The sequence below is a fragment of the Streptomyces sp. NPDC102462 genome (genome assembly GCF_044765425.1).
In the GTDB taxonomy this organism is placed as follows: Bacteria; Actinomycetota; Actinomycetes; order Streptomycetales; family Streptomycetaceae; genus Streptomyces.
Map to the genome: position 1 here is coordinate 131,839 of NZ_JBIWKB010000004.1, position 25,170 is coordinate 157,008.

22 protein-coding genes and 2 pseudogenes are annotated in these 25,170 nt (G+C 71.4%); 16 read left to right on the top strand and 8 right to left on the bottom strand.

Annotated features, from left to right (window positions below; genetic code table 11):
• The first annotated feature begins 1 nt into the window (after position 1).
• Genes ACIRFL_RS05570 through ACIRFL_RS05595 form a run of 6 tightly spaced genes read left to right on the top strand, consistent with a single transcriptional unit; the run spans position 2 to position 6,270 of the window.
• On the top strand, positions 2-880 hold the full coding sequence (locus ACIRFL_RS05570; RefSeq protein WP_404024186.1) for an ABC transporter permease: 879 nt from the start codon (positions 2-4) through the stop codon (positions 878-880).
• The gene (locus tag ACIRFL_RS05575) at positions 877-1,668 is read left to right on the top strand and encodes an ABC transporter permease (RefSeq protein ID WP_404024188.1); all 792 of its coding nucleotides are present in this window, start codon (positions 877-879) and stop codon (positions 1,666-1,668) included. The genes ACIRFL_RS05570 and ACIRFL_RS05575 overlap by 4 nt, the downstream gene beginning before the upstream one ends.
• The gene (locus tag ACIRFL_RS05580; protein WP_404024190.1) at positions 1,658-2,830 is read left to right on the top strand and encodes an ABC transporter ATP-binding protein; all 1,173 of its coding nucleotides are present in this window, start codon (positions 1,658-1,660) and stop codon (positions 2,828-2,830) included. The genes ACIRFL_RS05575 and ACIRFL_RS05580 overlap by 11 nt, the downstream gene beginning before the upstream one ends.
• Positions 2,827-4,230, top strand: a complete 1,404-nt coding sequence (locus ACIRFL_RS05585) for an NAD(P)/FAD-dependent oxidoreductase (protein ID WP_404024193.1) — start codon at positions 2,827-2,829, stop codon at positions 4,228-4,230. The genes ACIRFL_RS05580 and ACIRFL_RS05585 overlap by 4 nt, the downstream gene beginning before the upstream one ends.
• Positions 4,231-4,246: 16 nt before the next feature.
• On the top strand, positions 4,247-4,627 hold the full coding sequence (locus tag ACIRFL_RS05590) for a cupin domain-containing protein (protein ID WP_404024196.1): 381 nt from the start codon (positions 4,247-4,249) through the stop codon (positions 4,625-4,627).
• Positions 4,624-6,270: an amidohydrolase gene (locus tag ACIRFL_RS05595; RefSeq protein ID WP_404024198.1), complete on the top strand. Its 1,647-nt coding sequence runs from the start codon at positions 4,624-4,626 to the stop codon at positions 6,268-6,270. The genes ACIRFL_RS05590 and ACIRFL_RS05595 overlap by 4 nt, the downstream gene beginning before the upstream one ends.
• 91 nt (positions 6,271-6,361) lie before the next feature.
• Here the strand turns inward: ACIRFL_RS05595 and ACIRFL_RS05600 are convergent, their stop codons facing one another.
• Positions 6,362-7,285 carry a LysR substrate-binding domain-containing protein gene (locus ACIRFL_RS05600; protein WP_404024200.1) on the bottom strand — a complete coding sequence of 308 codons (924 nt, stop codon included), beginning with the start codon at positions 7,283-7,285 and terminating at the stop codon, positions 6,362-6,364.
• A 172-nt stretch (positions 7,286-7,457) separates the two neighbouring features.
• Here ACIRFL_RS05600 and ACIRFL_RS05605 point away from each other — a divergent pair, with 172 nt between their 5' ends.
• A complete protein-coding gene (locus tag ACIRFL_RS05605; protein WP_404024427.1) occupies positions 7,458-8,990 on the top strand; it encodes an MFS transporter in 1,533 nt (510 codons plus the stop codon).
• A gap of 72 nt (positions 8,991-9,062) precedes the next feature.
• Here ACIRFL_RS05605 and ACIRFL_RS05610 read toward each other — a convergent pair whose 3' ends face one another.
• Both ACIRFL_RS05610 and ACIRFL_RS05615 read right to left on the bottom strand, forming a co-directional pair.
• Positions 9,063-9,476 (bottom strand): hypothetical protein, encoded by a 414-nt coding sequence (locus tag ACIRFL_RS05610; RefSeq protein WP_404024203.1) that lies wholly within the window; start codon positions 9,474-9,476, stop codon positions 9,063-9,065.
• Between the two features lie 28 nt (positions 9,477-9,504).
• Positions 9,505-11,049 carry an alkaline phosphatase family protein gene (locus tag ACIRFL_RS05615; protein ID WP_404024428.1) on the bottom strand — a complete coding sequence of 515 codons (1,545 nt, stop codon included), beginning with the start codon at positions 11,047-11,049 and terminating at the stop codon, positions 9,505-9,507.
• Positions 11,050-11,288: 239 nt separating this feature from the next.
• Here ACIRFL_RS05615 and ACIRFL_RS05620 point away from each other — a divergent pair, with 239 nt between their 5' ends.
• Both ACIRFL_RS05620 and ACIRFL_RS05625 read left to right on the top strand, forming a co-directional pair.
• Positions 11,289-12,173 (top strand): MurR/RpiR family transcriptional regulator, encoded by an 885-nt coding sequence (locus ACIRFL_RS05620; RefSeq protein ID WP_404024206.1) that lies wholly within the window; start codon positions 11,289-11,291, stop codon positions 12,171-12,173.
• A gap of 13 nt (positions 12,174-12,186) precedes the next feature.
• Positions 12,187-12,861: an HAD family hydrolase gene (locus ACIRFL_RS05625; RefSeq protein ID WP_404024208.1), complete on the top strand. Its 675-nt coding sequence runs from the start codon at positions 12,187-12,189 to the stop codon at positions 12,859-12,861.
• 277 nt (positions 12,862-13,138) lie between these two features.
• Here ACIRFL_RS05625 and ACIRFL_RS05630 read toward each other — a convergent pair whose 3' ends face one another.
• On the bottom strand, positions 13,139-13,972 hold the full coding sequence (locus tag ACIRFL_RS05630; protein ID WP_404024211.1) for a helix-turn-helix domain-containing protein: 834 nt from the start codon (positions 13,970-13,972) through the stop codon (positions 13,139-13,141).
• 102 nt (positions 13,973-14,074) lie between these two features.
• On the opposite strand from ACIRFL_RS05630, the gene ACIRFL_RS05635 reads away from it, so the two are divergent.
• The 6 genes and pseudogenes from ACIRFL_RS05635 (at position 14,075) to ACIRFL_RS05660 (ending at position 21,225) form a co-directional block, all read left to right on the top strand.
• Positions 14,075-14,668 (top strand): NADPH-dependent FMN reductase, encoded by a 594-nt coding sequence (locus ACIRFL_RS05635; RefSeq protein WP_404024214.1) that lies wholly within the window; start codon positions 14,075-14,077, stop codon positions 14,666-14,668.
• Between the two features lie 259 nt (positions 14,669-14,927).
• Positions 14,928-17,628: pseudogene (locus ACIRFL_RS05640) on the top strand (SpoIIE family protein phosphatase).
• Positions 17,629-18,018: 390 nt separating this feature from the next.
• Positions 18,019-18,774 carry an SDR family NAD(P)-dependent oxidoreductase gene (locus tag ACIRFL_RS05645; RefSeq protein WP_404024215.1) on the top strand — a complete coding sequence of 252 codons (756 nt, stop codon included), beginning with the start codon at positions 18,019-18,021 and terminating at the stop codon, positions 18,772-18,774.
• Positions 18,775-18,938: 164 nt separating this feature from the next.
• Complete coding sequence (locus ACIRFL_RS05650) at positions 18,939-19,670, top strand: SDR family oxidoreductase (protein ID WP_404024217.1); 732 nt, start codon at positions 18,939-18,941, stop codon at positions 19,668-19,670.
• A gap of 64 nt (positions 19,671-19,734) precedes the next feature.
• Entirely contained in the window at positions 19,735-20,337 is a 603-nt protein-coding gene (locus ACIRFL_RS05655; RefSeq protein WP_404024220.1) for a hypothetical protein, read from the top strand.
• Positions 20,338-20,679: 342 nt separating this feature from the next.
• Positions 20,680-21,225, top strand: coding sequence for an RBBP9/YdeN family alpha/beta hydrolase (locus ACIRFL_RS05660; protein WP_404024222.1), 546 nt, complete (start codon positions 20,680-20,682; stop codon positions 21,223-21,225).
• A 117-nt stretch (positions 21,226-21,342) separates the two neighbouring features.
• Here ACIRFL_RS05660 and ACIRFL_RS05665 read toward each other — a convergent pair.
• The 4 genes and pseudogenes from ACIRFL_RS05665 to ACIRFL_RS05680 form a co-directional block, all read right to left on the bottom strand.
• A pseudogene (locus ACIRFL_RS05665) lies at positions 21,343-21,564 on the bottom strand (ABC transporter ATP-binding protein); the annotation flags it as partial.
• Positions 21,565-21,621: 57 nt separating this feature from the next.
• Positions 21,622-22,740 carry an alkene reductase gene (locus tag ACIRFL_RS05670; RefSeq protein ID WP_404024223.1) on the bottom strand — a complete coding sequence of 373 codons (1,119 nt, stop codon included), beginning with the start codon at positions 22,738-22,740 and terminating at the stop codon, positions 21,622-21,624.
• Between the two features lie 65 nt (positions 22,741-22,805).
• On the bottom strand, positions 22,806-23,408 hold the full coding sequence (locus ACIRFL_RS05675) for an NADPH-dependent F420 reductase (protein ID WP_404024226.1): 603 nt from the start codon (positions 23,406-23,408) through the stop codon (positions 22,806-22,808).
• The gene (locus ACIRFL_RS05680) at positions 23,408-24,448 is read right to left on the bottom strand and encodes a zinc-binding dehydrogenase (RefSeq protein ID WP_404024228.1); all 1,041 of its coding nucleotides are present in this window, start codon (positions 24,446-24,448) and stop codon (positions 23,408-23,410) included. Before ACIRFL_RS05680 ends, ACIRFL_RS05675 begins: the two co-directional genes overlap by 1 nt.
• Positions 24,449-24,529: 81 nt before the next feature.
• On the opposite strand from ACIRFL_RS05680, the gene ACIRFL_RS05685 reads away from it, so the two are divergent.
• The gene (locus tag ACIRFL_RS05685; protein WP_404024231.1) at positions 24,530-25,129 is read left to right on the top strand and encodes a TetR/AcrR family transcriptional regulator; all 600 of its coding nucleotides are present in this window, start codon (positions 24,530-24,532) and stop codon (positions 25,127-25,129) included.
• Positions 25,130-25,170 lie beyond the last annotated feature (41 nt).

A 25,170-nucleotide genomic window follows, 5' to 3' on the forward strand; every position in this document is an offset into this window, starting at 1 on the left:
GATGACAGCCCTGATCGACATCGCCTCGCCGGCCACCGGCAGCCGGCCCCGCAAGGGCGCCGACGGCCGCTGGGGATGGCTGCTGCTGCCCGCGGTGGTCCTGCTGGCCGTGCTCTTCCTGGTGCCGCTCGGCATGATGGCCTGGCGCAGCGTCACCGAGCCGACGCCCGGCGCGGGCAACTACTCCTGGTTCTTCACCAGTGACGTCGCCCTCACCACGCTGGTCCGCACGCTGACCATCGGTGCCGTCGTCACCCTGGTGACGCTGGTGCTCTCCTACCCGTACGCCTACCTGATGACCGTGGCCGGCGCCCGCGCGCGGATCTGGCTCACCCTGCTGGTGCTGCTGCCGTTCTGGACCAGCCTGATGGTGCGCACCTTCGCCTGGGTGGTGCTGCTCCAGGACAACGGTGTGGTCAACCAGCTCCTCGGCACCGTCGGCCTGGGACCGCTGCAGCTGATCCGCACCCCCGCCGGCGTGGTGATCGGCATGTCCCAGGTGCTGATGCCCTTCATGGTGCTGCCGCTGTTCGCGGTGATGAGCGGCATCGACCGCCGGCTGCTCGACGCCGCGCAGGGCATGGGCGCCCGCCCGGCCACCGCGTTCCTGCGGGTCTTCGTGCCCCTTTCGCTGCCCGGCGTGGGCGCCGGCTCCCTGACCGTGTTCATCACCTCGCTCGGCTTCTACATCACCCCGGCGCTCCTGGGCTCGCCCGACCAGGCGCTGATCTCGCAACAGATCTTCACCCAGGTCAACGGGCTGCTCGCCTGGGGCCGCGGCGGAGCGATGGGCGTGGTCCTGCTGGCGGTGACGCTGGTCCTGCTCGCACTGGTCGGCGTCGTCCTGCGACTGACCCGTGCCCGGGGAGGAACCCGATGAGAACCGGAATCGCGCGGATCGCGCTCTGGGCGTTCAGCGCCCTGGTGGGCTGCTGGCTCATCGCGCCGACCCTGGTGGTGATCCCGCTCAGCTTCACCGACAAGGCGTCCCTGGTGTTCCCGCCGAGCGGCTGGTCCACCCGCTGGTACACCAACTTCTTCACCAACCGCCAGTGGACCGACGCCATGCTCGCCTCGCTCCAGATCGGCGCCCTCGTCGCCCTGGTGTCCACCGTCCTGGGCACCGCCGCCGCGATCGCGCTCACCCGGTCCGCGTCCCGCTGGGTGAAGGCGTCGTACGGCCTGCTGCTGGCACCCATGATCGTGCCGACCGTGGTGGTCGGCATCGGTGTGTACGCGCTCTTCCTCCAGTACAACCTGCTGGGCACCCTGCTCGGCTTCGTCACCGCGCACACCGTGCTGGCCCTGCCGTTCGTCATCATCCCGGTGACGGCGAGCCTGCGCGGCTTCGACCGGCGCCTTGAGGACGCCGCGCTGATCTGCGGCGCCAGCCGATGGGCCGCCATCCGGCAGGTGACCCTCCCGCTGATCGCCCCCGGCGTCGTCTCCGGTGCGCTGTTCGCGTTCGTCACCAGCTTCGACGAGGTCGTGGTCTCGCTGTTCATCCAGAGCCCCTACCTGCAGACCCTGCCGGTCCGGATGTTCGCCAGCGTGACCCGGGACACCGACCCCACCATCGCCGCGGCCGCCACCCTGATCATCGTCTTCACCACGGTGCTCGTACTGGCCGCCACCTTCGCCACCGCCAGGAGGAACCGTGTCCGCTGAGACCCGCCTCATCAAGGCGCGCGGAGCCCGCATCGAACTGACGCAGGTGCGCAAGGAGTACGCGGACTCCGTCGCCGTCGACGACGTCTCCCTGGTCATCGAACCAGGCGAGTTCATGACCCTGCTGGGCCCCAGCGGCTCCGGCAAGACCACCACCCTCAACATCATCGCCGGGTTCACCACCGCCACATCGGGCACCCTGACCATCGGCGGCAGACAGATGCAGGACCTGCCACCACACCGGCGTGACATCGGCATGGTCTTCCAGCACTACGCGCTCTTCCCGCACATGACCGTCGCCGAGAACATCGCCTTCCCGCTCAAGCAGCGCAAGGTGCCCAAGGCCCGCCGCGCCGAGATGGTCGAAGCGGCCCTGGATACGGTGCGGCTCGGCGGCCACGGCCACCGCAGACCGCGCGAACTCTCCGGCGGCCAGCAGCAGCGGGTCGCCCTGGCCCGCGCCGTGGTGTACGAGCCGAGCGTGCTGCTGATGGACGAACCGCTCGGCGCACTCGACAAGAAACTGCGCGAATCCCTCCAGATGGAGATCAAGCGGGTGCATCAGGAGGTCGGCTCCACCTTCGTCTTCGTCACCCACGACCAGGACGAGGCACTGGTCCTGTCGGACCGCATCGCCGTCTTCGACGACGGCGGCATCCAGCAGATCGGCACCGCGAGCGAACTCTACGAAAGGCCCCGCAGCCTCTTCGTGGCCGAATTCCTCGGCGAGTCCTGCACCGTCCGCGGACACGTCGAGCCGGACGGCGACGACTCCTGCCTGCGCGTCGGCGACCGCACGGTACGCGTCCTGGGCCGTCCGGCCCAGGGCGGCGCGGCCGCCGTCGTGGTCCGCCCCGAACACATGCGGGTGCAGCAGGCCGCGGCGCCGGTCCCCGCCGGGGTCAACGCGCTGCCCGCCCGGGTCACCCAGGAGATATACCTGGGCTCCGGCCGCAAGCTCGAACTCACCCTGCCCGACGGCACGGTGCTGCTCTCCCGCGAGCAGGCCGACCGGCTGTCCGGCGTCCGCCACGGCGACGAGGTCACCGTGGTCTGGGACATCGAACGGGGCGTCCTGCTGGACGATCCCACCGGCACCACCCGCCCACCCACTTTTGGTGACCGCGTCCCGGTCACCGCCGTGAAAGAGAGCGGACGATGAGCGACACCCTCACCACCAGCCCCAGCTTCGTCAACGGCGACGTCTCCTTCTGGTTCCGGGAAGACGGCGTCCCCGCCCGCCGCCCCGCGCTGCCCGGCGACCTCGACGTCGACGTCGCACTCGTCGGCGGCGGCTTCACCTCCCTGTGGACCGCCTACTACCTCAAGCAGGCCCAGCCCGACCTGCGGATCGCCGTCCTGGAGAAGGAGTTCGCCGGCTTCGGCGCCTCCGGCCGCAACGGCGGCTGGCTCAGCGCCGAGCCGCCCGGCCAGATGCGCCGCTACGCCAAGTCGCACGGCTGGGAGCAGACCGTCGCCCTGCAACGCGAGACGTTCTCCTCCGTCGACGAGGTCATCCGGGTCGCCACCGAGGAACGCATCGAGGCCGACATACAGAAGGACGGCCTGCTGCACGTCGCCACCAACGCCGCGCAGCAGCGACGGCTGCGCGAGCGCCTGCCGTCGCTGCGCGCCGAAGGCTGGAGCGAGGACGACCTGGTCGAACTCGACCGGGACCAACTCGCCGAGCGGGTACGCGTCGCCGGCGCGCTCGGCGCCCACTGGAGCCCGCACTGCGCCCGCATCCAGCCCGCCAAACTGGTGCGGGGCCTGGCCGACGTGGTCGAGCGGATGGGCGTCGCCCTCTACGAGGGCACCGAGGTCACCGAGATCCGCCCCCACGCGGCGGTCACCGCGCACGGCACCGTCCGGGCGACCCATGTCATCCGGGCGCTTGAGGGGTTCACCGCCGGGCTGCGCGGCCACCGCCGGGTCTGGCTGCCCATGAACAGCAGCATGATCGTCACCGAGCCGCTGCCCGCCTCCGCGTGGGAGGAGATCGGCTGGCGCGGCGCCGAGCTGATCGGCGACGAGGCCAACTCCTACTGCTACATCCAGCGCACCGCCGACGGCCGTATCGCCATCGGCGGGCGCGGCATCCCGTACATGTTCGGCTCCCACGTCGACCAGCGCGGCGAGACCCGGGCCGCCACCCAGCGGCAGTTGCAGGCCGTCCTCCGACAGCACTTCCCGGCCACCGAGGGCGTCGCGGTCGACCACACCTGGTCCGGGGTGCTCGGCGTACCGCGCGACTGGTGCGCCACCGTCCACCTGGACGAGCGCACCGGACTGGGCTGGGCCGGCGGCTACGTCGGGCACGGCGTGACCACGACCAACCTCGCCGGACGCACCCTGCGCGACCTGATCCTGCGTCACACGACCGATCTGACGCGGCTGCCCTGGGTCGACCGCACGGTGCGCGGCTGGGAACCGGAGCCGCTGCGCTGGCTGGGCGTGCGCAGTCTCTACGTCGCCTACCGCGCCGCCGACCGTCACGAGAACTCCGGCCTGCGGCGGACCTCGTTGATCGCACGTGCCGCCAACGTCATCAGCGGCCGCTGAAAGGAGCCGAACCCGCATGGACACCACCGCCGGCGTTGCGTCCCTCGCCTTCCTCGACGACGCGGCCAGCGCCGACCTGCCTCCCGCAACTCCCAAGCCCACCAGCACCACCGGCCAGCGGGAGACCACCCGCACCCTGTGGCAGTCGCCCGACGGGCTGATGGAGGTCGGCGTCTGGGAGTGCGGCCCCGGCCGCTTCACCGCAACCCGCGACGGCTACGACGAGGTCTGCCAGGTGCTGACCGGGTCCGCGACCATCCGCACGGACCAGGGCGAGGCCGTTGAGCTGGGCCCCGGCTCCACCCTGACGATGCCGGCCGGCTGGCGAGGCACCTGGCAGGTCCACGAGACCCTGCGCAAGATGTACGTGCTGCGCGCCCACCGGGCCGGCGCATGACCCTCGTCCTGCACGGCGGCCGGGTGTGGACCGGCGATCCGCGGCGCCCCCTCGCCACCGCCGTCGCGGTGGCCGACGGCCGGATCACGGCGGTCGGCACCGACGCCGAGGTACGCCGGGCCGCGGGCCGGCCGGACCAGACGTTCGACCTGGCCGGCCGGACCGTGGTGCCCGGCCTCCAGGACGCCCACATCCATCCGGTCTGGGGCGCCCTGGAGATGCTGCGCTGCGACCTCACCGGCGCCGCCGACGCGGAGAGCTGTGTCGCGGCCATCCGCGCGTACGCGGCCGCCCACCCCGGCAAGCCATGGATCACGGGCGGCGGCTGGACCATGGACCTGTTCCCCGGCGGCTGGCCCGTGCGGGAGCCGCTGGACGCGGTCGTCGCGGACCGGCCGGTCTTCCTTCCCAACGCCGACCACCACTCGGCGTGGGTCAACTCGGTGGCGCTGGAACGCGCCGGGATCGACGCGGCCACCCCCGACCCGCCGGCCGGACGGATCGAGCGCGACGCGGCCGGCCGGCCCACCGGGGTGCTGCACGAGAGCGCCATGGACCTGGTGGGCCGGCTGCTCCCGCAGGACACCCTCGACGACCAGCTCGCGGCGCTGTCCCACGCACAGGCTCACCTCTTCCGGTACGGCATCACCGGCTGGCAGGACGCCATCGTGGGTGCCTACGGCGGGGCCGGCGACACACTCGCCGCCTACCGCAGGGCCGACGCCGAAGGACTGCTGAAGGCACGGGTCACCGGCGCCCTGTGGTGGGACCGCGAGCGCGGCCCGGAACAGCTGGCCGACCTGGTCGCCCGGCGCGGCGGGCCCGGCCGCCGGTTCCGGGCCGATGCCGTGAAGGTGATGCAGGACGGCGTGCTGGAGAACAGTACCGGCGCCCTGCTGGAGCCGTACCTGGACTCCTGCGGGTGCGCCACCGGCAACCTCGGCCACTCCAATGTGCCCGCCGGCCTGCTCGCCCAGGCGGTGACCCGGCTGGATGCCGCCGGCTTCCAGGTGCATTTCCATGCGATCGGCGACCGGGCGGTACGCGAGTGCCTGGACGCGGTCGAGGCCGCCGTCCGGGCGAACGGGCCGCGCGAGCGGCGCCATCACATCGCCCATGTGCAGCTGATCGACGACGCGGACATCGGCCGGTTCGCCGAACTGGGGGTGGCGGCCAACGTGCAGTCGCTGTGGGCGACTCACCACCCGCAGACCGACGAGCTGACCAGCCCGCTGCTGGGCGAGGCGCGGGCCGGTCGGCAGTACCCGTTCCGCCGGCTGCTGGACAGCGGCGCCCGGCTCGCCGGGGGCAGCGACTGGCCGGTCACCACGGCCGACCCCTGGCGGGCCATGCACGTCGCCGTGCACCGTACCGAACCGCCCGGTTCGGCGCACGCCGGCCGGCCGGGCGCCGACCGCCCGTTCGCGCCCAGGGAGCGGCTGGAGCTGACCGACATCCTGCGCGCCTACACGGCCGGCTCGGCCTGGGTGAACGGCAACGACGACGAAGTCGGCCTGATACGCGAGGACATGGCGGCGGACCTCGCCGTCCTCGACCGGGACCTCTTCGCCCCGGGCACGGACATCGCTGGTGTCAGGTCGGTGCTCACCCTGGTCGCGGGGGAGGTGGTCCACACCGGGTGAGCGCGGGTCGCCGTGGCTCACCGCCCCGCCGTCGTGCCGAGCCACCGGCGGACCGCGACCGGGTGTCCCCGCGACGACGGCGCCGCGCCGGCTACGGGCGTGTCGCGGTGACCGCCGCTCCCGCCGGCTCGGCCGGCCAGTGACGGCCCTCGCCGATGGAACGGATCGGGTTGGCGTGCGCGAGGATGGCCGTGGTCAACGCCTCCACGGGTTCGGCGGGAGCGTGCGGGTTGGTCAGCAGGACGAGGTCGATCTCGCCCAGCTCGGGCAGTCCGGCACCGGCGGGAAGCTCGACGAGGTCCGCGGGCAGCAGGCTGCGGGGAAAGATGGCGACGCCGAGGCCGGCGCGGGTGGCGGCGAGCACGGCGTTGACCCCGCGCGCCGTGCAGACCACACGGTGTCTGATGCCCGCCTGCTCCAGCGCCTGCACGGCCAGGGCCCTGCTGGGGCTGGGCGCCTGGTACACGATGAGCGGCACCGGCCGTTGCTCGTCCCACAGCAGGCCGGTGCCCTCGACGGCGGCCCACACCAGCGGGTCCCGTCGCACCAGCCGGCCCCGTCCGTCTCCGGCGGCCGTCTTCAGAAACGCGACATCGACGTGCCCGGATTCCACGCGGCGTTGCAGCTGCACCCCCTGGGACACCGTGAGGTCCAGGGTGACACCCGGGTTGAGGTGCCTAAAACCCCGCAGGATGCGCGGCACCCGGGTCAGTGCCAGATCGTCGGTCACTCCGAAACGCAACCGGCCGCGCACGCCGGTGCCGCTGAAATAGTCCGTCGCCTGGGCGTGTGCCGCGAGGATCGAGCGGGCGAAACCGACCATCGCCTCCCCGTCGACGGTCAACGTCACGCTGCGGGTGTCCCGGACCAGCAGGGGGCGGCCCACCGCCTGCTCCAGCTTGCGGATGTGCTGGCTCACCGTGGGCTGGCCGAGACCCAGGGCCGCCGCGGCCTGAGTGAAGCTCAGCGATTGCGCCACGGCCAGAAACGTCCGTACCTGCTCCGGCGGAAACATACTCCGAGGCTAGAGCCGACTCATCGTCATTCGCAATGGGAATTATTGGATCGATTCCCTTTCTCAATTGCCGTCGCGGCCCCAACGATGGAAGCGCACACCCGGCCGATGAAGGAGGCATGCCGCGGTGACCAGGGCGGCCGACGGACCCGAACATCCCCACACCCCATCGATACGATCCACCCCACGCACGACCAAGGGCACCGGTGCCGGCGGCAGCGAGCCCGCAAGAGACGACACGGCAACGGAGAATCCCCCCGCCGGCAGGCGGGGCGCCGTGGTCGCCGCGCTCATGCTGGCCATGGCGCTGGCCGCGCTCGACTCCACCATCGTCTCCACCGCCGTACCGCAGATCGTCGGCGACCTCGGCGGATTCTCCTCGTACTCGTGGCTGTTCTCCGGCTATCTGCTCGCCGTGACCGTGTCCCTGCCCGTGTACGGGAAACTGTCGGACGTCTTCGGCCGCAAACCGGTGCTCGTCGTGGGCGCGGCCTGCTTCCTGCTCGGCTCCCTGCTGTGCGCCGGTGCCTGGAACATGGCGGCGCTGATCGCCTTCCGCGTCGTGCAGGGACTCGGCGGCGGCGCCCTCCAGGGCACGGTCCAGACACTCGCCGCCGACCTGTACCCCTTGGCGGAGCGCCCCCGGATCCAGGCCAGGCTCTCCACCGTCTGGGCGGTGTCCGCGATCGCCGGTCCGCTGCTCGGCGGACTCCTCGCCGGCTACGCCGACTGGCGCTGGATCTTCCTGGTCAACCTGCCGGTCGGCTCGCTGGCCCTGTGGCTGATCGTCCGTCACCTCCATGAGCCGGGCCGCCGGCCGGACCGGCGCCCGCCCATCGACTGGGCCGGCGCGCTCACCGTGTTCGCCTGCGGCGGCGTACTGCTCACCGCGCTGGTGCAGGCAGGGGTGGCCTGGCCGTGGCTGTCGGCGCCTTCCCTCGCCCTGTTCGGCACGGGGCTCGCTCTCGTGGCGCTGGTGGTCGTCGTCGAACGGTGGGCCCCCGAGCCCATCATGCCCGGGTGGGTATGGCGCCGCCGCACGATCGCCACCGTCAACCTGGCCCTCGGCGCGCTGGGCCTGCTGGTGGTCGCCCCCAGCCTGGTCCTTCCCCTCTACGCCCAGTCGGTTCTGGGACTGAGCCCGGTGGCCGCCGGGCTCGTGCTGTCCGTCTGGACGCTCAGCTGGCCGATCTCGTCGGCCTTCAGCCAGCACGTCTACCGGCGCATAGGCATCCGCAACACCGCGACGCTCGGCATCGGCGCGGCCACACTGATCCTCTTCGCGTTCCCTTTCCTGCCCTACCCGGGCCGGGCCTGGCAGCCGACGGCCTTGATGCTGGTGCTGGGCGCCGCGCTCGGCCTGTTCAGCCTCCCGCTCGTCGTCGGCGTCCAGTCGGCGGTGGGGTGGTCGCAGCGGGGCACGGCCACCGCGTCCATCTTCTTCTGCCGGCAGACCGGCCAGACCATCGGCGCCCCCCTGTTCGGCGCGATCGTCAACGGGGTGCTGGCGGCCCGGCTCGGCGGCACGAGCGACCTGGACTCGGTGACAGCGTCGATGGACGCCGGAACGGCACCGGAGGCGACCCGGCATGCCATCGCGGACGCCGTGCACGCCGTGTACCTGGGCGCGGGATGCGCCGCGCTCCTGGCGTTCCTGGTCCTGCTGTTCCTGGCGCCGCGCCGCTTTCCTGCCGTCACCGAGTGAGCGACGACGCTCTCGGCGCTCACCCGGCCGCCGTGCCGCGCGCACCGTCGTGGGCCGCGGGGACCTCGCCGGTCATCGGCCGCAAACCCAGCGCGCGGCTGATGCGCGAGGCGGCGACGAACCGCGCGGCCAGGTGGATGACCGCGACCAGGGCGCGGTCGTCGAGGTGGGCTCCGGCCGCGGCCAGGGCGGGCGCCGGGCGGTGAACGCGGCACCGGTGGCCCGGTCACGGTCGGAGTCGCGGTACTGGTGTGCCCCGATCAGACGGGACGGCAACCGCCGCGAGAGCGCCAGGTCGAGGGCCGCGCCGTACCGCGCGTCGAACACCTCCGGTACGTCGGGCGGCGGGTTGCCGGTCATGAAGACGGGGCTCTCCCGGTGGCGCAGGCCGTGGCGCAGTTGTGTCTCCTCGACGGCGAAGCCCAGCCGCACATGTCCGGGCGCGCCGAACGACGTACCCGGCACGGTGACGACGCCGGCGCTCAACAGCCGGTCCGCCACCGCGATGTCGGGCCTATTCCTCGTTTCCCGAGTCGGGCTGCCGCCCGCCGGCCGCCGGTTCGGCATGGTCCTGCCGCGCCGGATCGCGGTGCTCGGGCGGCGTCCGACGGCCCGACACCCCGCCCGTCAGGTAGGAACGGCCCCCGGCCCGGCGCACGCTGACGGACGCCCCGCCGCGCCGGATCGTCCGCTCTTCCACGAGGAGCGCGGGGCCGTCGGCGACATCGCACAGCGCCTCGGTCAGCACTCGGCCGTCGACGTCGTCGAGCGGCGCTCCGGTGACGAGCGTGTACGCGGTGGCGGCGATGTCGGCCGGTCCCGCGGGCTCGGTGCGCCGGGTGCGGGTCCTGAAGGCCGGCCCGTGCAGGATCAGCGGGATGCGCATGTCCGCCGGGTGGACGGTGCCGTGCACGCCGCTGTGGGGCCGGGTTCCGGACGCCCGTGCGTCCAGGGCACGGGCCGGCGGGTCCGCGGGCTCGCGCTGGTCGGCCGGTTCGGTGCGCAGGGTGATGATCAGGTCCGGTGCGAACGGTGAGTCCCCGCTCACGGCCGGCGACAGCGGGAACGCCCCGTCGGGGCAGTGGGCGTCCGCGCAGAAGACGGGTCCCGCCCAGGGCTCCTGGGCGATCCGGGCTGCCATGTCGGCCCGCAGGCGCGGTGCCGTGCCGGGCTCGAAGTAGCCGAAGACGGCGCCGCTGTTGAACGTCGGTATGAACCCGTTCGGGGGCAGCCCGGAGCGTTCGGCGATCAGCTCCAGCGTCTCGGTCAGCTCAAGCGACTCGATGGTCTCGCAGAAGCCGTGGCCGGCGGTGACGATGAGATTGCACTCCCGGCCGGTGTCGAGCACGGCGGAGTGCAGGGCGTGTACGGCCCGGTCGGTTCGGCGGATCGCCTCGGTGCTGGTCGCCGACGTCAACCCGGTGGCGTGGTGGGCGGTGTCGGGCTGCCCGGACCAGAAGACCAGCAGATCGGGAGCCTGCTGCGTGATCGAGACCACCGCTGCGGCGACCGCCCACTCCAGCGCCTCGTCGTCGGACGCGGGGCGCGGCCCCAGGCCCTCGACCGCGGCCCTGACACCGGAGGGAACGGACCGGTGGACCTCGTGCTCGGGGCCGACCGAGGCAATCCTGGTTCCGTGTCCGGCGTCGCTGCCGGGATTGAGCAGGTAGGTGCAGCCGGCCGAGCCGTTGCCGACGACCACGGCGCTGTGGCCCGACCTGCTGAGCCGCTCGGCGACGGACGCCTGCGGCATGGCCCCGGCGCCGCGCAGGCGGCGCACATCGTCGGCGACTGCCGTGTCGATGTGACCCAGCTCGGGATGCCACACCCGGTTTCCGAAGACCCCTGTACGTCCGGGATGGCAACCCGTCGCCAGCGTCGCGGCGTTGGTGCGGGTCAACGCGGGGAAGGCGGCCACGGCGTGGTCGTAGGAGCAGCCCTCGTCGGCCGATCGCGACAGAAACGGGGTGGTGGAGGGATGCAGAGCGGCCGGCCTGAGGCCGTCGATGACCGCGATCAGGGTGAGTGGTGTGGCAGGGATGGTTGTCTCCTTCCTCAGGGGCCACCGCGGGGCGCGCGGCGCCGGTGGCCGTCCGGTTCAGGGGTCGTCGGCACTGCTGCCGCCCTGCGCCGGCGGTGCCAGGCTCAGAGCCGGGAATGGCGCGCGGACCAAGCCGTGGTTACCGAAGGATGAACTATCCAGCTCATCCAATAGCCTAGGATGGACTATCCATTTCCGTGCTAGTCTCCTGGCCGCACCGACAGTCGATCTGTGTTCGCACGGCGAAATGAGGCCCCGTGGTTGCAGCCAAGTCGCCCCTGGTGAGCGGCGAATTCGTCACCCGTGCCCAAGCGGCCCTGCCCAGCCTGGGCGCCACGGACAAGCGGGTCATCGAGCTGATCCTCAGCGACCCCGAAGCGGTCGTACGCGGCTCGGTGACCGAGCTGGCCCACAGGGCGGGCGTCGCCCAGTCCTCCGCGGTCCGTGCCTGCCAGCGCATCGGGTACCGGGGCTACCAGGACGTCAAGCTCGCCATCACCCGCGACCTCGCCCAGCAGGGCGAGCAGGAGCAGGAACTCGCCCACGAAGAAGGGATCGACGGCCGGACCCCGGCCGGCGAGATCCTGGAGCGCATCCTGCGCCGCAGCGGCCGTGCCCTGGTCGACGCGACACAGACCGTCGATCCCGAACTGCTGTCCCTCACCATCGACCGCATGGCGGTGGCCGCGCGGGTCCTCGTCGTCGGGAACGGAACCTCCGCCGCGCCGGCCCACGACGCCGCCTACCGGCTGTCCGCGCTCGGCCTGGTGACGACGTACCCCACCGATGTGATGGCCCAGCACCTGGCCGCACGCCATCTCGACGACACGTGTGTGTGTCTGGTCATCAGCCACACCGGTGCCAGCCGTGAGTCGCTGCGGGCCGCCGAGGCGGCCCGGGCGGCAGGCGCCTTCGTCGTCGCCATCACCAGCTTCACCAAGTCCCCCCTGACCCGCGTCGCGGACGCCGCGCTGATCGCGGGAGCGCCCGAGTATGGCTTCCGACTCGAAGCCATGGCAAGCCGCCTCGCCCACCTGGGCATCGTCGACACACTTTTCGTCGGCATCGCGGTCCGCCGCCCCAAGGCGTCCACCAAAGCACTCGACGTGATGGCCGACATCACCATCGAACACTCCCTGTAGAAGGAACACACCTGTGCCTGCCCACCACGACAACTCCCGAGCGATAGACCTGGCCGTCCTCGACATGGCCGGCACCACCATCGCGGACAACGGCACCGTCGAACGCGCCGTGGACGAGGCACTGTCCCTCGCCGGCCTCGACGCCATCACCCCGCAAACGCTCCGCCCCCTGCGCGGCATGGCGAAGACCGACATGTTCAACCGCCTGACGCCCGACCCCCACAAGGCCGCCGCGGCGCACCGCGCCTTCGTCGACCTCATGCTCAAGGCGGTCCTCGCGGGCGAGCTGACCGCCAGGGACGGGGCCGAGGACGTCCTCGCCGGCCTGCGCGAACGCGGCGTGCGGACCTGCCTCATGACCGGCTTCGACGCCGCGGTCCAGGACGCACTCCTCGAAACCCTCGGCTGGCGCGACCTGATCGATCTCACCGTCGCCCAGTCCGGGACGCTCCGTGGCCGCCCCTACCCCGATCTGATCCTCTCCGCGGTCATCCAGCTCCGCGTCGACGCGGTCCAGCGCGTCCTCGTCGCCGGTGACACGGTCAACGACCTGCTCGCCGGCACACGCGCCGGAGCCGGGCACGTGATCGCAGTCCTCGGCGGAGCGCACGACCGCGAACACCTGCGGACCGCACCGCACACGGCCATCGCGGCCGACCTGAAGGACCTGCTCGGCCACCTTTCCTAGAGCGGGCACGGCGGCGGTCTCCCGCGCACCTGATCGGTGTCCTGGCGGTCGAGGAGCTGAGCCATCCGCCGGTCAAGGTGTCCGCCGACACCCACCGAATGGGTCCCTTGAGTCCCGTGGCCCCGCCCGTCGCCAGGTCGATGATCCCCACCCTGCCGTGTCGGACGTACGCCACCGCGTCCAGGACGCACGCCTCGATGACCCCTACCTCCTCGAGCACCATCGGGCAGCCGCTCGGCGCCCCGGCTGACCGATGGCTTCAAGACGGCGGGGCGCACTACGAGATGGCCCGGAGCCGGCCGTGAGGGTGGCGGAGTCGGTCCATTTCCTGCGCCGTCCGGTCGTCCGCGGGCAGAAAGACGACCAACTGCTGTGCGTCGGCGGTAAGTTCCAGCGTCTCGCGGAGCAGGCGGAGTTCTGGCCCGGCCGGGTGGTTGAGCCGGAGAACTCCGCGCGGCGGGATCGCGTGGCCGTGCAGACGGCGCGTGAAGTCGGCGCCGGCCACGCGGGCGAGCTGCGCGGTGAACCACTCGGCGTTCTCGACGGACGGTCCCCGCCACAGGTCGAAGGCCTGCTCGTCGGCGACCGTGTCCCAGTCGGCGAAGAACGTCCTGGCACGCGGGTCGGTGAAGACGTAACGGGTGAGGTTCGGGCCGTCGGCGTCGAGCAGCCCGGTGCCGCCGGTCAGGGCCGCGAATCCGCCGGTGTGGGCGAGCACGTCGCCCAGCCGGTTGGTCACCATGGCGATGCCCGGCTCCAGGAGCTGGAGCATCTGCCGGACGGGTGGCCGCACGTCCCGGCTCGGTGGGGCGGGCCGGGTGTGGGCGGAACACACACCCCCGGTGATCTTCGCGAGGTAGCGCAGATGGTCGCGCTCCGGCGGGCCGAGACTGAGCGCGTCGGCGAGCGCGTTCACCACGGCCACCGAGGGATTGCGGTCACGGCCCTGCTCGATGCGGGTCAGGTACTCGACGCTGATACCGGCCCGTGCGGCGAGGTCCACGCGGCGCAGCCCCGGTGACCGGCGGCGGCCGTGATCCGGCAGCCCCAGTGACTCGGGCTGGATGCTGTCGCGCCTGGCCCGGATGAAATCCCCCAGTGGCGTGCCCATGAGCCGAGGATACGGCGCCGCCGGCGGGCCGAGGGTGGCCCTGTGAGGGCCAGCCTGAGCACGGTCTGGTTGTGGCCGGGCGCCGGCCCGACCGTGGTGGGCATGAACAACACACACAAGCTGGTGATCGTCGTCGGCAGCGTCCGCGAGGGCCGGTTCGGCCCGGTGGTTGCGGCGTGGGTCGCCGAACAGGCCCGTCTGCACGGTGGTTTCGATGTGGACGTCGTCGATCTCGCCGAGTTCGACGTCCCGTTGACGCTGCCCGCCGTGTCACCGAAGGCCGCCGGCGCCGACTACCCGCGCCCGGCCGGCCTGGCGGGTCTGACGTCGGCCCTGGAGGGCGCCGACGCGTTCATCGTGGTCACACCCGAGTACAACCACAGCTATCCCGCGTCCCTGAAGGCGGCCATCGACTGGCACTTCACCCAGTGGACGGCCAAGCCGGTCGCGTTCGTCAGCTACGGCGGAGCGGCGGGCGGCCGGCACGCGGTGCTGCACCTGGAGAACGTGCTGACCGAGTTGCACGCCGTGACCGTCCGTGACGGACTGGTGTTCCCGAACTACTTCACCGCCTGGCAGGACGGCCGTCCGCTCGATCCCGCGGCCGCCGGATACGCCAAGACCCTGCTCGACCAGCTGACCTGGTGGGCGGGCGCACTCCACGCGGCACGCGCGTCCGCCCCCTATCCGGCCTGAGGCCCGCGCCGACGGCACGCCGTCCCGGCACGGTGGGCCGCTCACGATCCGTGCGTTCACCCCATGAAGAAATGGTGCTATGAACAGAAGGTGAAGCGATTTTTACCGCCGATACCGGCGGTGGCTCCGCCGTCTCTTCGCAGGTCCGCCGCGTGATCGGGACGGGTCCGCGAGCCAGGACCGCGGGTGGGGTGTCCGGCGGGAGAACCGTCCTGCCGGGCCGGGACCGGCCAGCGGTTCGGGCTCGGGACTCCGCTCCCTGCTGAACCTGGGCAGCGCGGCCGGGCAGGTGTTCGTCGCGCAGGTCCTCATCGTGGTGTTGCTGGTCGCGGCCGGAGTGATCGCCCTCGTGCTGCTCGCGCAGCAGTACAGCACGCGGGAGGCGCAGCAGAAGTCGGTGACCGCCGCCGAGGCGTTCGCGAACTCGCCGGGCGTGGTGGCGGCGCTGGACGGCCGGAATCCCACGGCGGCGCTGCAACCGCGCGCGGAGGCGGCCCGCAAACGGGCGGGTGTCGACTTCATCGTCGTCATGGACACCCACGGGATCCGCTATACGCATCCCTTCCCGGGGGCGATCGGGAAGAAGTTCACCGGCACCATCGGGCCCTCGCTGGCGGGCCGCGTCACCATTGAGCGATCACAGGGCGGACCGCCGCTGCCCGGGGGCAGCGGCCCGGCCATCCAGGCGGTCGTTCCGGTGTTCCGGGACAACGGCTCGATCGCCGGCCTGGTCTCCGCGGGGGTCAAGGTCCAGAACGTGTCACGACTGGCCCGGCAGCAGCTTCCGATCGTCCTCGGCACCGGTGCGGGCGCCCTCGTCGTGGCAACGGCCGGGACGGTGCTGGTCTCCCGGCGGCTGCGGCGGCAGACGCACGGACTCGGGCCGACGGAGATGACACGGATGTACGAGCATCACGACGCGGTGCTGCACGCGGTCCGGGAGGGCGTGCTCATCGTCGCGTCCGACGGGCGGTTGCTGCTGGTCAACGACGAAGCACAGCGACTGCTCGATCTGCCGGCGGACGCGGAGCGGCGGCACGTGGATGACATAGGTCTGGACAGCGGGACGGCGCGGCTGCTGGCGTCGGGCGAGCCGGTCACCGACGGAGTGCACCTGGCCGGGGACCGGCTTCTCGCGGTGAACAAGCGGCCCACCGCCCCGTTCGGAGGGCAGGCGGGCCATGTGGTGACGCTGCGGGACACCACGGAGCTGGCGCAGGTGTCGGGCCGGGCGGAAGAGGCACGGGGCCGGCTGAAACTGCTGTACGACGCCGGAATGCGGATCAGGACCACGCTGGACGTCGTCCGCACCGCGGAGGAACTGGCGGACGTGGCGGTGCCGCGGTTCGCCGACGGTGTCGTCGTCGACCTCCTGGACGCGGTGCTGCAGGGGGGTGACCCGGGCAGCGAGCAGGTGCGGCAGATGCGGCGCACGGCGATCAGCGGCCGGTTCGACGGGCTGCCGCTGACCCCGCCGGGTGAGCCGGTCACGTTCGCGCCGACGACACCGCAAGCGCGGGCGCTGCAGCGCAGACGGGCGGAACGCGAGGCCGATCTGCGGCAGGCGACGGGATGGCAGGCGCACCACCCCGACCTGGCACGCAGGGCGCTGGAGCACGGATGGCACTCCCTGGTCACGGTGCCCTTGCAGGCCAGGGGCGTGGTGCTGGGACTGGCGAGCTTTTGGCGTACGGGGGATTCGCCGGCCTACGCGGAGGAGGACCTGTCGTTCGCGGAGGAACTGGCGGCACGGGCTGCCACGTGTCTCGACAACGCCCGGCGGTTCACGCGCGAGCACACGACGGCCGTCATGCTGCAGCGCAGTCTGCTGCCGCGGGGGCTGCCGCAGCAGAACGCCCTGGACATCGCCTGGCGGTATCTGCCCGCACAGGCGGGGGTCGGCGGGGACTGGTTCGATGTGATCCCGCTCCCGGGGGCGCGGGTCGCGATGGTGGTGGGCGATGTGGTCGGCCACGGTCTGCACGCGGCGGCGACCATGGGGAGGCTGCGTACGGCAGTGCACAATCTCTCCGCCTTGGACCTGCCCCCCGACGAACTGCTGGGCCTTCTCGACGAATTGGTGGCGCAGATGGACGCCGGCGAGAGCGATACGGAGGCCGGTCAGGAGGTCACCGGGGCCACCTGCCTCTACGCGATCTACGATCCGGTGTCCGGATCATGCACCGTCACGCGCGCCGGACACCTCGGCCCAGCCCTGATCCACCCGGACGGCACCGTCACATTTCCGGAGACCCCCCGTCTCACCGCCGCTCGGGCTGGGCAGCGGTCTCCCCGTCGAAGCCGCAACCCTCCAGCTGCCGGAGGGCAGCCGGCTGGTCCTGTTCACCGACGGACTGGTTGAGGACCGTCATCGAGACCTCGATGCGGGCCTGCGGGTGCTGCGGGATGTTCTCGCCCAGCCCCATCGAGCCCCGGAAGAGACGTGCCGGGCGGTGGTCGAGGCGCTGCTGTCCGGGCACCCCCGGGACGACGTCGTCCTGCTCGTCGCTCGCACCTGCGTCGTCAGGCCCGACCAGGTCTGCGAATGGGACATTCCCTCCGACCCGGCGGTGGTTTCCCGTATCCGTTCCGACGTCGGCCGCCGGCTGGAAACCTGGGGCCTGGCCCAGCTCGCCTTCGCCACCGAGCTGATCACCAGCGAGTTGGTCACCAACGCCATCCGGTACGGCACCCAGCCCATCCGGCTGCGCCTCCTGCACGACCGCGACCTCGTCTGCAAGGTCTCCGACGGCGCCGGCACCTCGCCGCATCTGCGCCGGGCGGCCACCACCGACGAGGGCGGCCGTGGTCTGTTCCTGATCGCCCAGTTCGCCCAGCGCTGGGGGACCCGCCACACGGCCCACGGCAAGATCATCTGGACCGAGCAGTCCACCGACGGCGGCGCCACGGCACCCGGCGACGACCTGGCCGACGCGCTCCTCGATCACTGGGACGAATGAAGTGCCGCCCCGTCGCCACGGCCGGCCATGCGGGTGAGGTGGGACTTGACGCTGCCCTCGGTGCGGCATCGCCCTCACCCGCCCCGACGGCGACTCCCGGCTGACCGCCCTCGACTCGACCTGCCGGCACCAGCCCGCTGAGGTCACCGCTCGGAGTGTTCGGACCGAGAGGGGGCCGTCGGGAGCGACCACCGCGATGCCGACGGCCTGCGACCGCACACTCCGACGCGGCGAGGTGTGCCCTCGGGGAGCGGCGCCCGCGGGCTCGGCCGCCCGTGCCGATCCGCACACGTTGCACGCACGGCTCGACGTGTCTGATCCTGGAGGCAGACCGGCCCTTCGCTTTCCTGCCGTTCGTGCCGCTGGTGCCGGTCGTCCGGAGGTGGGTCCGTGACTGAGGCGACCGGCAGGGTGGCACTGGTGACCGGGGCCAGCAGCGGGATCGGCGCGGCCACCGCGCGCCTGCTGGCCGCCCGGGGCATGCGGGTGGCGGTCGACTACCTCCACAACGGCGCGGCGGCCGAGGAGGTCGTCGCCGGCATCGAGGCCGCGGGCGGTCGGGCCATGGCCGTACGGGCCGATGCGCGCGATCCGGCGGCGGTCGAGAACATGATCGAGCAGGTCCAGGCAGCCTGGGGCGGTGTCGGTGTGCTCGTGAACAATGCGCTCACCCCGTACGCGATCAAGCCGTTCAGGGACATGACCTGGGAGGAACTGGGCCGCAAACTCGACGACGAGATGCGCGCCGCGTTCACCGTCACCAAGGCCGTCCTGCCCGCCATGACCGACCAGGGCTGGGGACGCATCATCTTTCTCGGCACCGGCCTCAGCCGGCGGCCCCGGGCGGGCATGATCGCCCTGGGCACGGCCAAGGCCGCCCTCGCGCAGTTCGCCCGGTACCTCGCCCAGGAACTGGGCCCGCAGGGCATCACCGTCAACGTCGTCGAGCCAGGCCCGGTCGAGGACACCCGGATGGCACATGTGCCGGACGAGGAACACAAGCGGCGGCAGATAGCCGCCACCCCCCTGGGCCGGCTGGCACACCCGGAGGACGTCGCACACGCCGTCGCCTTCTACGCAAGCGAGGACAACGCCTTCATGACCGGCACCACGGCCGCGGTCAACGGCGGGATGGCCATGTACTGACGCCCCGCCGGCCTCGTGCACCGGGACCAACGTCGACGAGGGCATCCACGTGGTACTCGCCCGGCACACCGCCGGAGTCCGGCAAGGCCGGCGTCACCGCCGGCCAGGCACACCGCTCCCATAACGCCCGTATCCACCACAGGCGTTGAAAGAAGGGGATTCCCATGAAGTTCGCAGTGATCGGCGGGACCGGGCTGATCGGGTCCCGTGTCGTGGAGAACCTGAACGCGGCCGGGCACCAAGCCGTCCCGCACTCCCTGTCCACGGGGGTGGACCTCATCACCGGCCAAGGGCTGGAAGCAGCCGTGGCGGACGCCGATGTCGTCGTCAACCTGACGAACTCCCCGACCTTCGACGATGCCTCGCTCGGATTCTTCCGGACCTCGATGGACAACCTTCTCGCCGTGAGCGAGAAGGCCGGCGTCGGGCACTTCGTCATCCTTTCGATCGTCGGCGTGGACCGGGTGCCCGAACTGGTCTACTACCGCGCGAAGGTGCTTCAGGAAGACCTCCTCAAGGCCGGTCCGATCCCGTATTCCATCGTCCGGGCCACACAGTTCATGGAGTTCATGGACGCCACCCTGTCGATGACCGCCGACGGCGACACCGTCCGGCTGCCGCGCACGCCCATCCAGCCGATCGCCGCGGCGGACGTCGCCGGCTGTGTCGCCGAGGTCGCCGCGGGAAGCCCCCTGAACGGGGTCCTCGACATCGCCGGGCCCGATGTCTTCCCCCTCGACGAACTCGGCCGTCTCACCCTGAGCGCCCAGCGCGACAGCCGCTCCGTCATCACGGATGACACCGCCGGCATGTTCGCAGCCGCCCACGGCGATGTCCTCACCGCTCCCAAGGGCGCCCGCATCGCCCCCACCCGCTACACCGACTGGCTGTCCTGACCGCTGCCTCGGCAGGGAACGGGCGGCGGCACACCACGTTTTCGGATGCCCCATGATGGAGGGCATGACGAACGGCATGTCCCCGCCCGGGGCGGCGGCGCGCCCTGGGCCGCCGCACCTGACCGGCCTGACCGAGCCGGCCGACCGTCCCTGCCATGTGTCCGAGCATGTGTGGGCCGGACTGCTGGAGGCCGGCTGGGCCGCACGGCTGCGGTCCGAGGACGGCGAAACCCGGTTCCGGCTGCACTATTACGGGGAGCGGTTCGAGGACCTGATCGTCGGTGACACATTGCCCGCGCTGGTGTACGCGGTCACCGAGCCGGGCCGGCGGATCCTGCTGTTCGACGGCGCGGCGCACGGCCATGACGCCATGTTCTGCGACCAGTGGGACGAAGACGCCCTGCGCACGCGCCGCGCCGACCAGGTGTACGTCGACGCCGACGGCGAGGACACCTTCGAGCTGGTGGTGTGGGTCGGCTACAACATCGACTGGGAGGAGGAGCGGGAGTCCTTCGTGGACGCCGACGCTCCCGGCCTCGTCACGCTCGTCGACGGCCGTCGCATCCCCTTCGAGGCCGCCCGGCACGCCGCCTTCGACGCGCTGTCCCTGTTCGCCACGAACGCCCGAGGACGGGCCGTCGACATCCTCTCGGAGGAACTGGCCTGACCGGCACCCGCCCAGCCGTCCGGGTTCTTGCGGCCGACCTGTTCGAGTGGCGGCCCCCGCGGTGCTGCGTCGCCTCGATGACGGCACGGGGTACCGCATTGTGAAGGTGTTCCATGACGTTCACACGCTCACGGACCAGCTCACGGCGAGCGGGTGGCGGGTCCGCGTCCGCCTGCTGGCCGGCAACTTCATCGGCATCGCGGAACCGCCGGCCCCGGTTGTGTGAGGTCCCGCTCGGCCGTGAGGTCCCTTGCCGGGTTTGGCGGTTGCCGCTGATCCACCGAGAATCGCTCCAGGGTGCGCCCCGAAGCGTGGGGGTCACGACCGGAAGGGCAGGAAGCGATGGTCGCGTATGTCATCGTCCCTGGGATCGACGGCTCGGACGAGAGGCACTGGCAGAGCCTGTGGGAACACCGGTGGGGAGCCTCAGCGGTGCGGATCGCACCGGCCTCGTGGAGCACGCCGGACCTGTCGGACTGGGTCGCCGCGGTCCACACGGCCTACCAGAGCGCTGCTCGGCATGACGGCCAGGTGGCGTTGGTGGCGCACAGCCTCGGCTGCTGGGCGGTCGCCCAGTGGCTGGACGGGGTGCGACCCGAGTCGGTTGTGGCGTTCCTGGTCGCGCCGCCCGATCCCCGAGGACCGGCGTTCCCGCGCCAGGCCGCATCGACGTTCCTCGACCTGTCCGCTCGCCCCTTGCCGTGCCGGAGCCTGATGGTGGCCGGCGACGACGACCCCTACTGCGACCCGGCGACGTCCGCCTCGTTCGCGCAAGGGTGGCAGGCCCGAGGGCATCTCCTCGCAGGCCACGGCCACATCAATTCCGACAGCGGCCTCGGCGACTGGCAGGCCGGCCAAGAACTCCTCCGCACGCTCCTTCACGGCTGAGACGCCCGAAGACCGGCGCCGTGAACCGGCGCCGGTTCATCGAGATCGGCGGCGGGACCAACCGCGCTAACGTCCGCTACGACCACGGGCGTCGACTCGGGACCGGGCGCCGGGCTGTCACCGGTCGCGCGCCAGGGAGAGGAGTTCCGCGAACAGGCCCCCGGCGTGTGCCAGTTCCTCGTACGTGCCCTGTTCGGTGACCCGGCCCTTGTCCATGACCAGGATGCGGTCGGCGAGCCGGGTGTTCTCCAGTTGGTGGGTGACGACGATCGTCATGCGTTCGGCGGCGATCCGCCTGATCTGAAGGAAGACGGCGTGCTCACCGCGGGCGTCCATCTTTATCTATTGCTGTCAAGTATCGGTCCGATTCAGCTGGCACGATTGCTTCCAGGCACGTTAGGCACGATCCCGGGTCACGGTGGGGTAGTCCGTGTATCCCTCCGCACCACCGGCGTAGTACGTGTCGCGGTTGCCGGCGGCGAGAGGGTGGCCGTGGGTGAACCGATCGACGAGGTCCGGATTGGCGATGAAGGGAGCACCGAAGGAAACCGCGTCAGCCAACTTTCGTTCGAGCAGCTCGTTGCCGGTCGCCTGCGTGAAGCCGGAATTGGCGATGACGGCACCGCGGTAGTGGGTGCGGAAGCGGGTGAACGCGGTGAAGGTGTCGTCGGTGCCCGTGTCGGGTTCCGGCCCCACGAGGTGGAGATAGGCCAGGTCGGTGTCGTTGAGGCGCTTGAGGAGCAGGTCGTAGTCGGTCAGCATCTCGGCGTCCGCGGTGAAGGCCGGCTCGCGACGCCAGTAGGGGGACAGTTTGACGCCGATGCGGTCGCTGCCCCACACGCTGCTGACGGCATCGACGACGTCGAACAGGAACTGGGCCCGCTTCTCACTGCTGCCACCGTAGGCGTCGGTGCGCTGGTTCAGGCGGGGGTTGAGGAACTGGGCCACGAGGTGGGATGCCTGCGCGTGGATCTCCAAGCCGTCGAAACCGGCGCGCAGAGCGTTGGCGGCGGCCTGCCGGTAGGTGTCGATCGTGGTGGCGATATCCGCCGCGGTCAAGGCGCGGGGCGTGACCGTGTCCTTCGGGCCGTCGGGAGTGAAGGACATCTCCTGGGGGTTGATCGCCGAGGGGCCGGCGGGGAGGCGGCCACCGAGGTGGTCGGGATGGGACACGGCGCCGACGTGGCCGATCTGCGAGATGATCCTGCCTCCCGCGGCGTGCACGGATTCGGTGACCTTGGCCCAGCCGGCGATCTGAGCGTCCGTGTAGACGCCGGGGACGTTGACGAAGCCGATCGCGTCCGGGCTGACCCAGGTTCCTTCGCTGATGATCAGGCCGGCGCCGGCACGCTGCGTGTAATAGGTGGCGTGCAGGGCGGTGGGGGCCAGTTCCGCGTTGGTGGCCCGGGAGCGCGTCATGGGAGCCATGACGACGCGGTTGGGCAGTTCGAGCGCGCCCAGTCGAACGGGCCGCAGGAGGGGCTGGGTGCCGGATGCCGAAGTCGGGTCGGACATGAGGATCTCTTTCGTGACGTAAGGTGCTCGTCGCGGACGCGGGGAGTACGAGCGGCTGGGTGGGATCAGTCCTGCTTGAGGGCGTGGAGGCCGGACAGGGGCCCGCCGAGCTGGATGAGGCGGCCTCCCTCGCGCAGCGTTCCGAGGTCGACGGGCGCGAAGCCGAACTGGGAGGCCAGGCCCGTTACGGTGTTCTTGGCATCCGTGTCGTCGCCGGCCAGGAACAGCACCTGACGCCCGGCCTCGTGGCGGGGATCGGGTGCGATGAACTGCGCGAAGAGGGCGTTGAAGGCCTTCACCACGCGCGCGCCGGGAAGCAGGGAGGCCACGTATTCGCTTCCGGTGAGATCGCCCAGGTTGGCGATCTTCACGTTCGGGGGAGGGGAGTCGAACTGGTTGGTGGCGTCGATGACGACGGTCCCGTCCAGGGGAGGGAGTTGGGCGGCGACGTCGGGGACTTGCGGCCAGCCGACCGCGAGCACGACGAGGTCTGCGACAGCAGCCTCGGCGGGGGTTGCGGCCGTCGCGCGTGCGCCGAGATCCTTCACCAGCGGAGCCAAGGAGGCGGGTCCTCGGCTGTTGCTGAGCACGACCTCGTGGCCGTGCCGGATCGCGTGCCGGGCGATGGCCTGGGCGATGGTTCCGGCTCCAAGCGTTCCGATCTTCATCAGGCCACCCCCTGCCCGGGGTTGGCCGCCTGCGGTGTGGTGAGCAGGACGGTCCCGGTCTTGGCCGGGCGGCGGGCGTGTTCGATGGCCGCCTTGAAGTCGGCGAGGTCGTAGCTGGCCGCGACTTCGAGCAGGTCCGGCGTGTTCCGTGCCAAGTCCAGGGCGAAGACGACGTCCTGGGCCCGCTCCTTCGGGGGGCGGCTCATCCACTGCAACACGGTCACGCCCTGAACGGTCAGCGACCGTTGGATGAGTGGCAGCCGCTCCAGCGGGGTGGTGCCGGAGCCCAGTTGCCCGTAGGAGATGAGGGTGCCGCCGTCGGCGAGCAGCTCGGCGAGGTCCCGGGTCATGGCACCGCCGACGCAGTCGAGGACGACCCGAATCCCCTGCTCGCCGGCTTCGTGACGGACCTGCTCCCGCCAGTCGTCGTCGCAAGTCGCGATCACGGGCAGCGTGGGGTACAGCGTTCGCATCTTCCGGGCACCGGATGCGCTGCGTACGAGGTTGATCAGGGGCAGGTCGTGCCGGACTGCGGCCGCGCTGACCAGCCGGCCGACGGAGGAACCGGCGGCCGTCTGGAGGACGGAGCCCTGCTGGCCGCGCAGGGCACTGTCCAGCGCGCGGTACAGCATGCGCAGCGTCAGAGGATTGACCAGCATCAGGGCCGCGGTCTCGTCGCTGACCTCATCCGGCACCGCCACGGCCCGGTCGGCCGCGACCACGACATACTCGGCCCACGTCCCCGGCGCCGGGAAGACCGCCACGCGCTGACCGGGACCGAGTGTGTGCACGTCCGGCCCGACGCTCTCGATGACCCCCATCCCCTCCACCCCGGGAGTTCGGGCGCCCGACTGCTGTTCCGGGAGTTCCGGCAGTCCCTCCACACCGGCCAGATCGCCCAGATGGACGGGCCGGACCCGCATGCGAACCAGAACCTGCCCGGCGCCGGGACGCGGTCGCTCGGGCTCCTCCCTCAGCGTGAGTACCTGTGCGGGTTCTCCCTGCCGGGTGTGCACCACGGTGCGCATGGCTCCTCCCATCTATTAATGTTGGACAACATTAAAATAATGATGAGGGGTAACCTTGAAAAGGTCAAACACAGTCGAGGCGGGAGGGCGGACATGCCACGGATCACCAAGGAAGACAAGGCCAGGAATCGGCAGAACATCGTCGAGGCGGCCGGGCGCATGTTCCGCGCGCAGGGCATCGACTCCGTCGGGATCGCGGACCTGATGAAGGAAGCGGGCCTGACCCACGGCGGCTTCTACAACCACTTCGCATCCAAGGACGACCTGGCCGCCGAGGTGTGCAACGCCTCGTTCGCGGCGTCTTTGGGCGTCCTGGAGCAGGCCGTCGAGGAAGGGGACGATCCCGCCGGCCCACCGCTGAGGCGAGTGGTGGACGACTATCTCTCGGTCGCCCACCGCGACGCTCCGGACGGCGGCTGCCCCTCCGCCTCCCTGGTCACCGACGCCGGGCGGCACAACGACACGATCCAGCGCTCGTACGCAGCCGGCGTGGAAGGGTACCTCGCGGGCTTCGCCGCAGAACTCACCCGTGAGCAGGATGGGGAGATCACCCCGCAGCAGGCGCGGGACCGGGCGGTGCTGCTGCTCAGCAGGCTGGTCGGGGCGATGGTGCTCGCCCGAGCGGTCCGCCACGTCCGGCCCGAACTGTCCGACGAGATTCTGCGGACCTGCCGCGCCCACGCTCTCGACTGATCAGCTTGGGTGGCACGGCCACGGCGGCGTGCCGAAAGGAC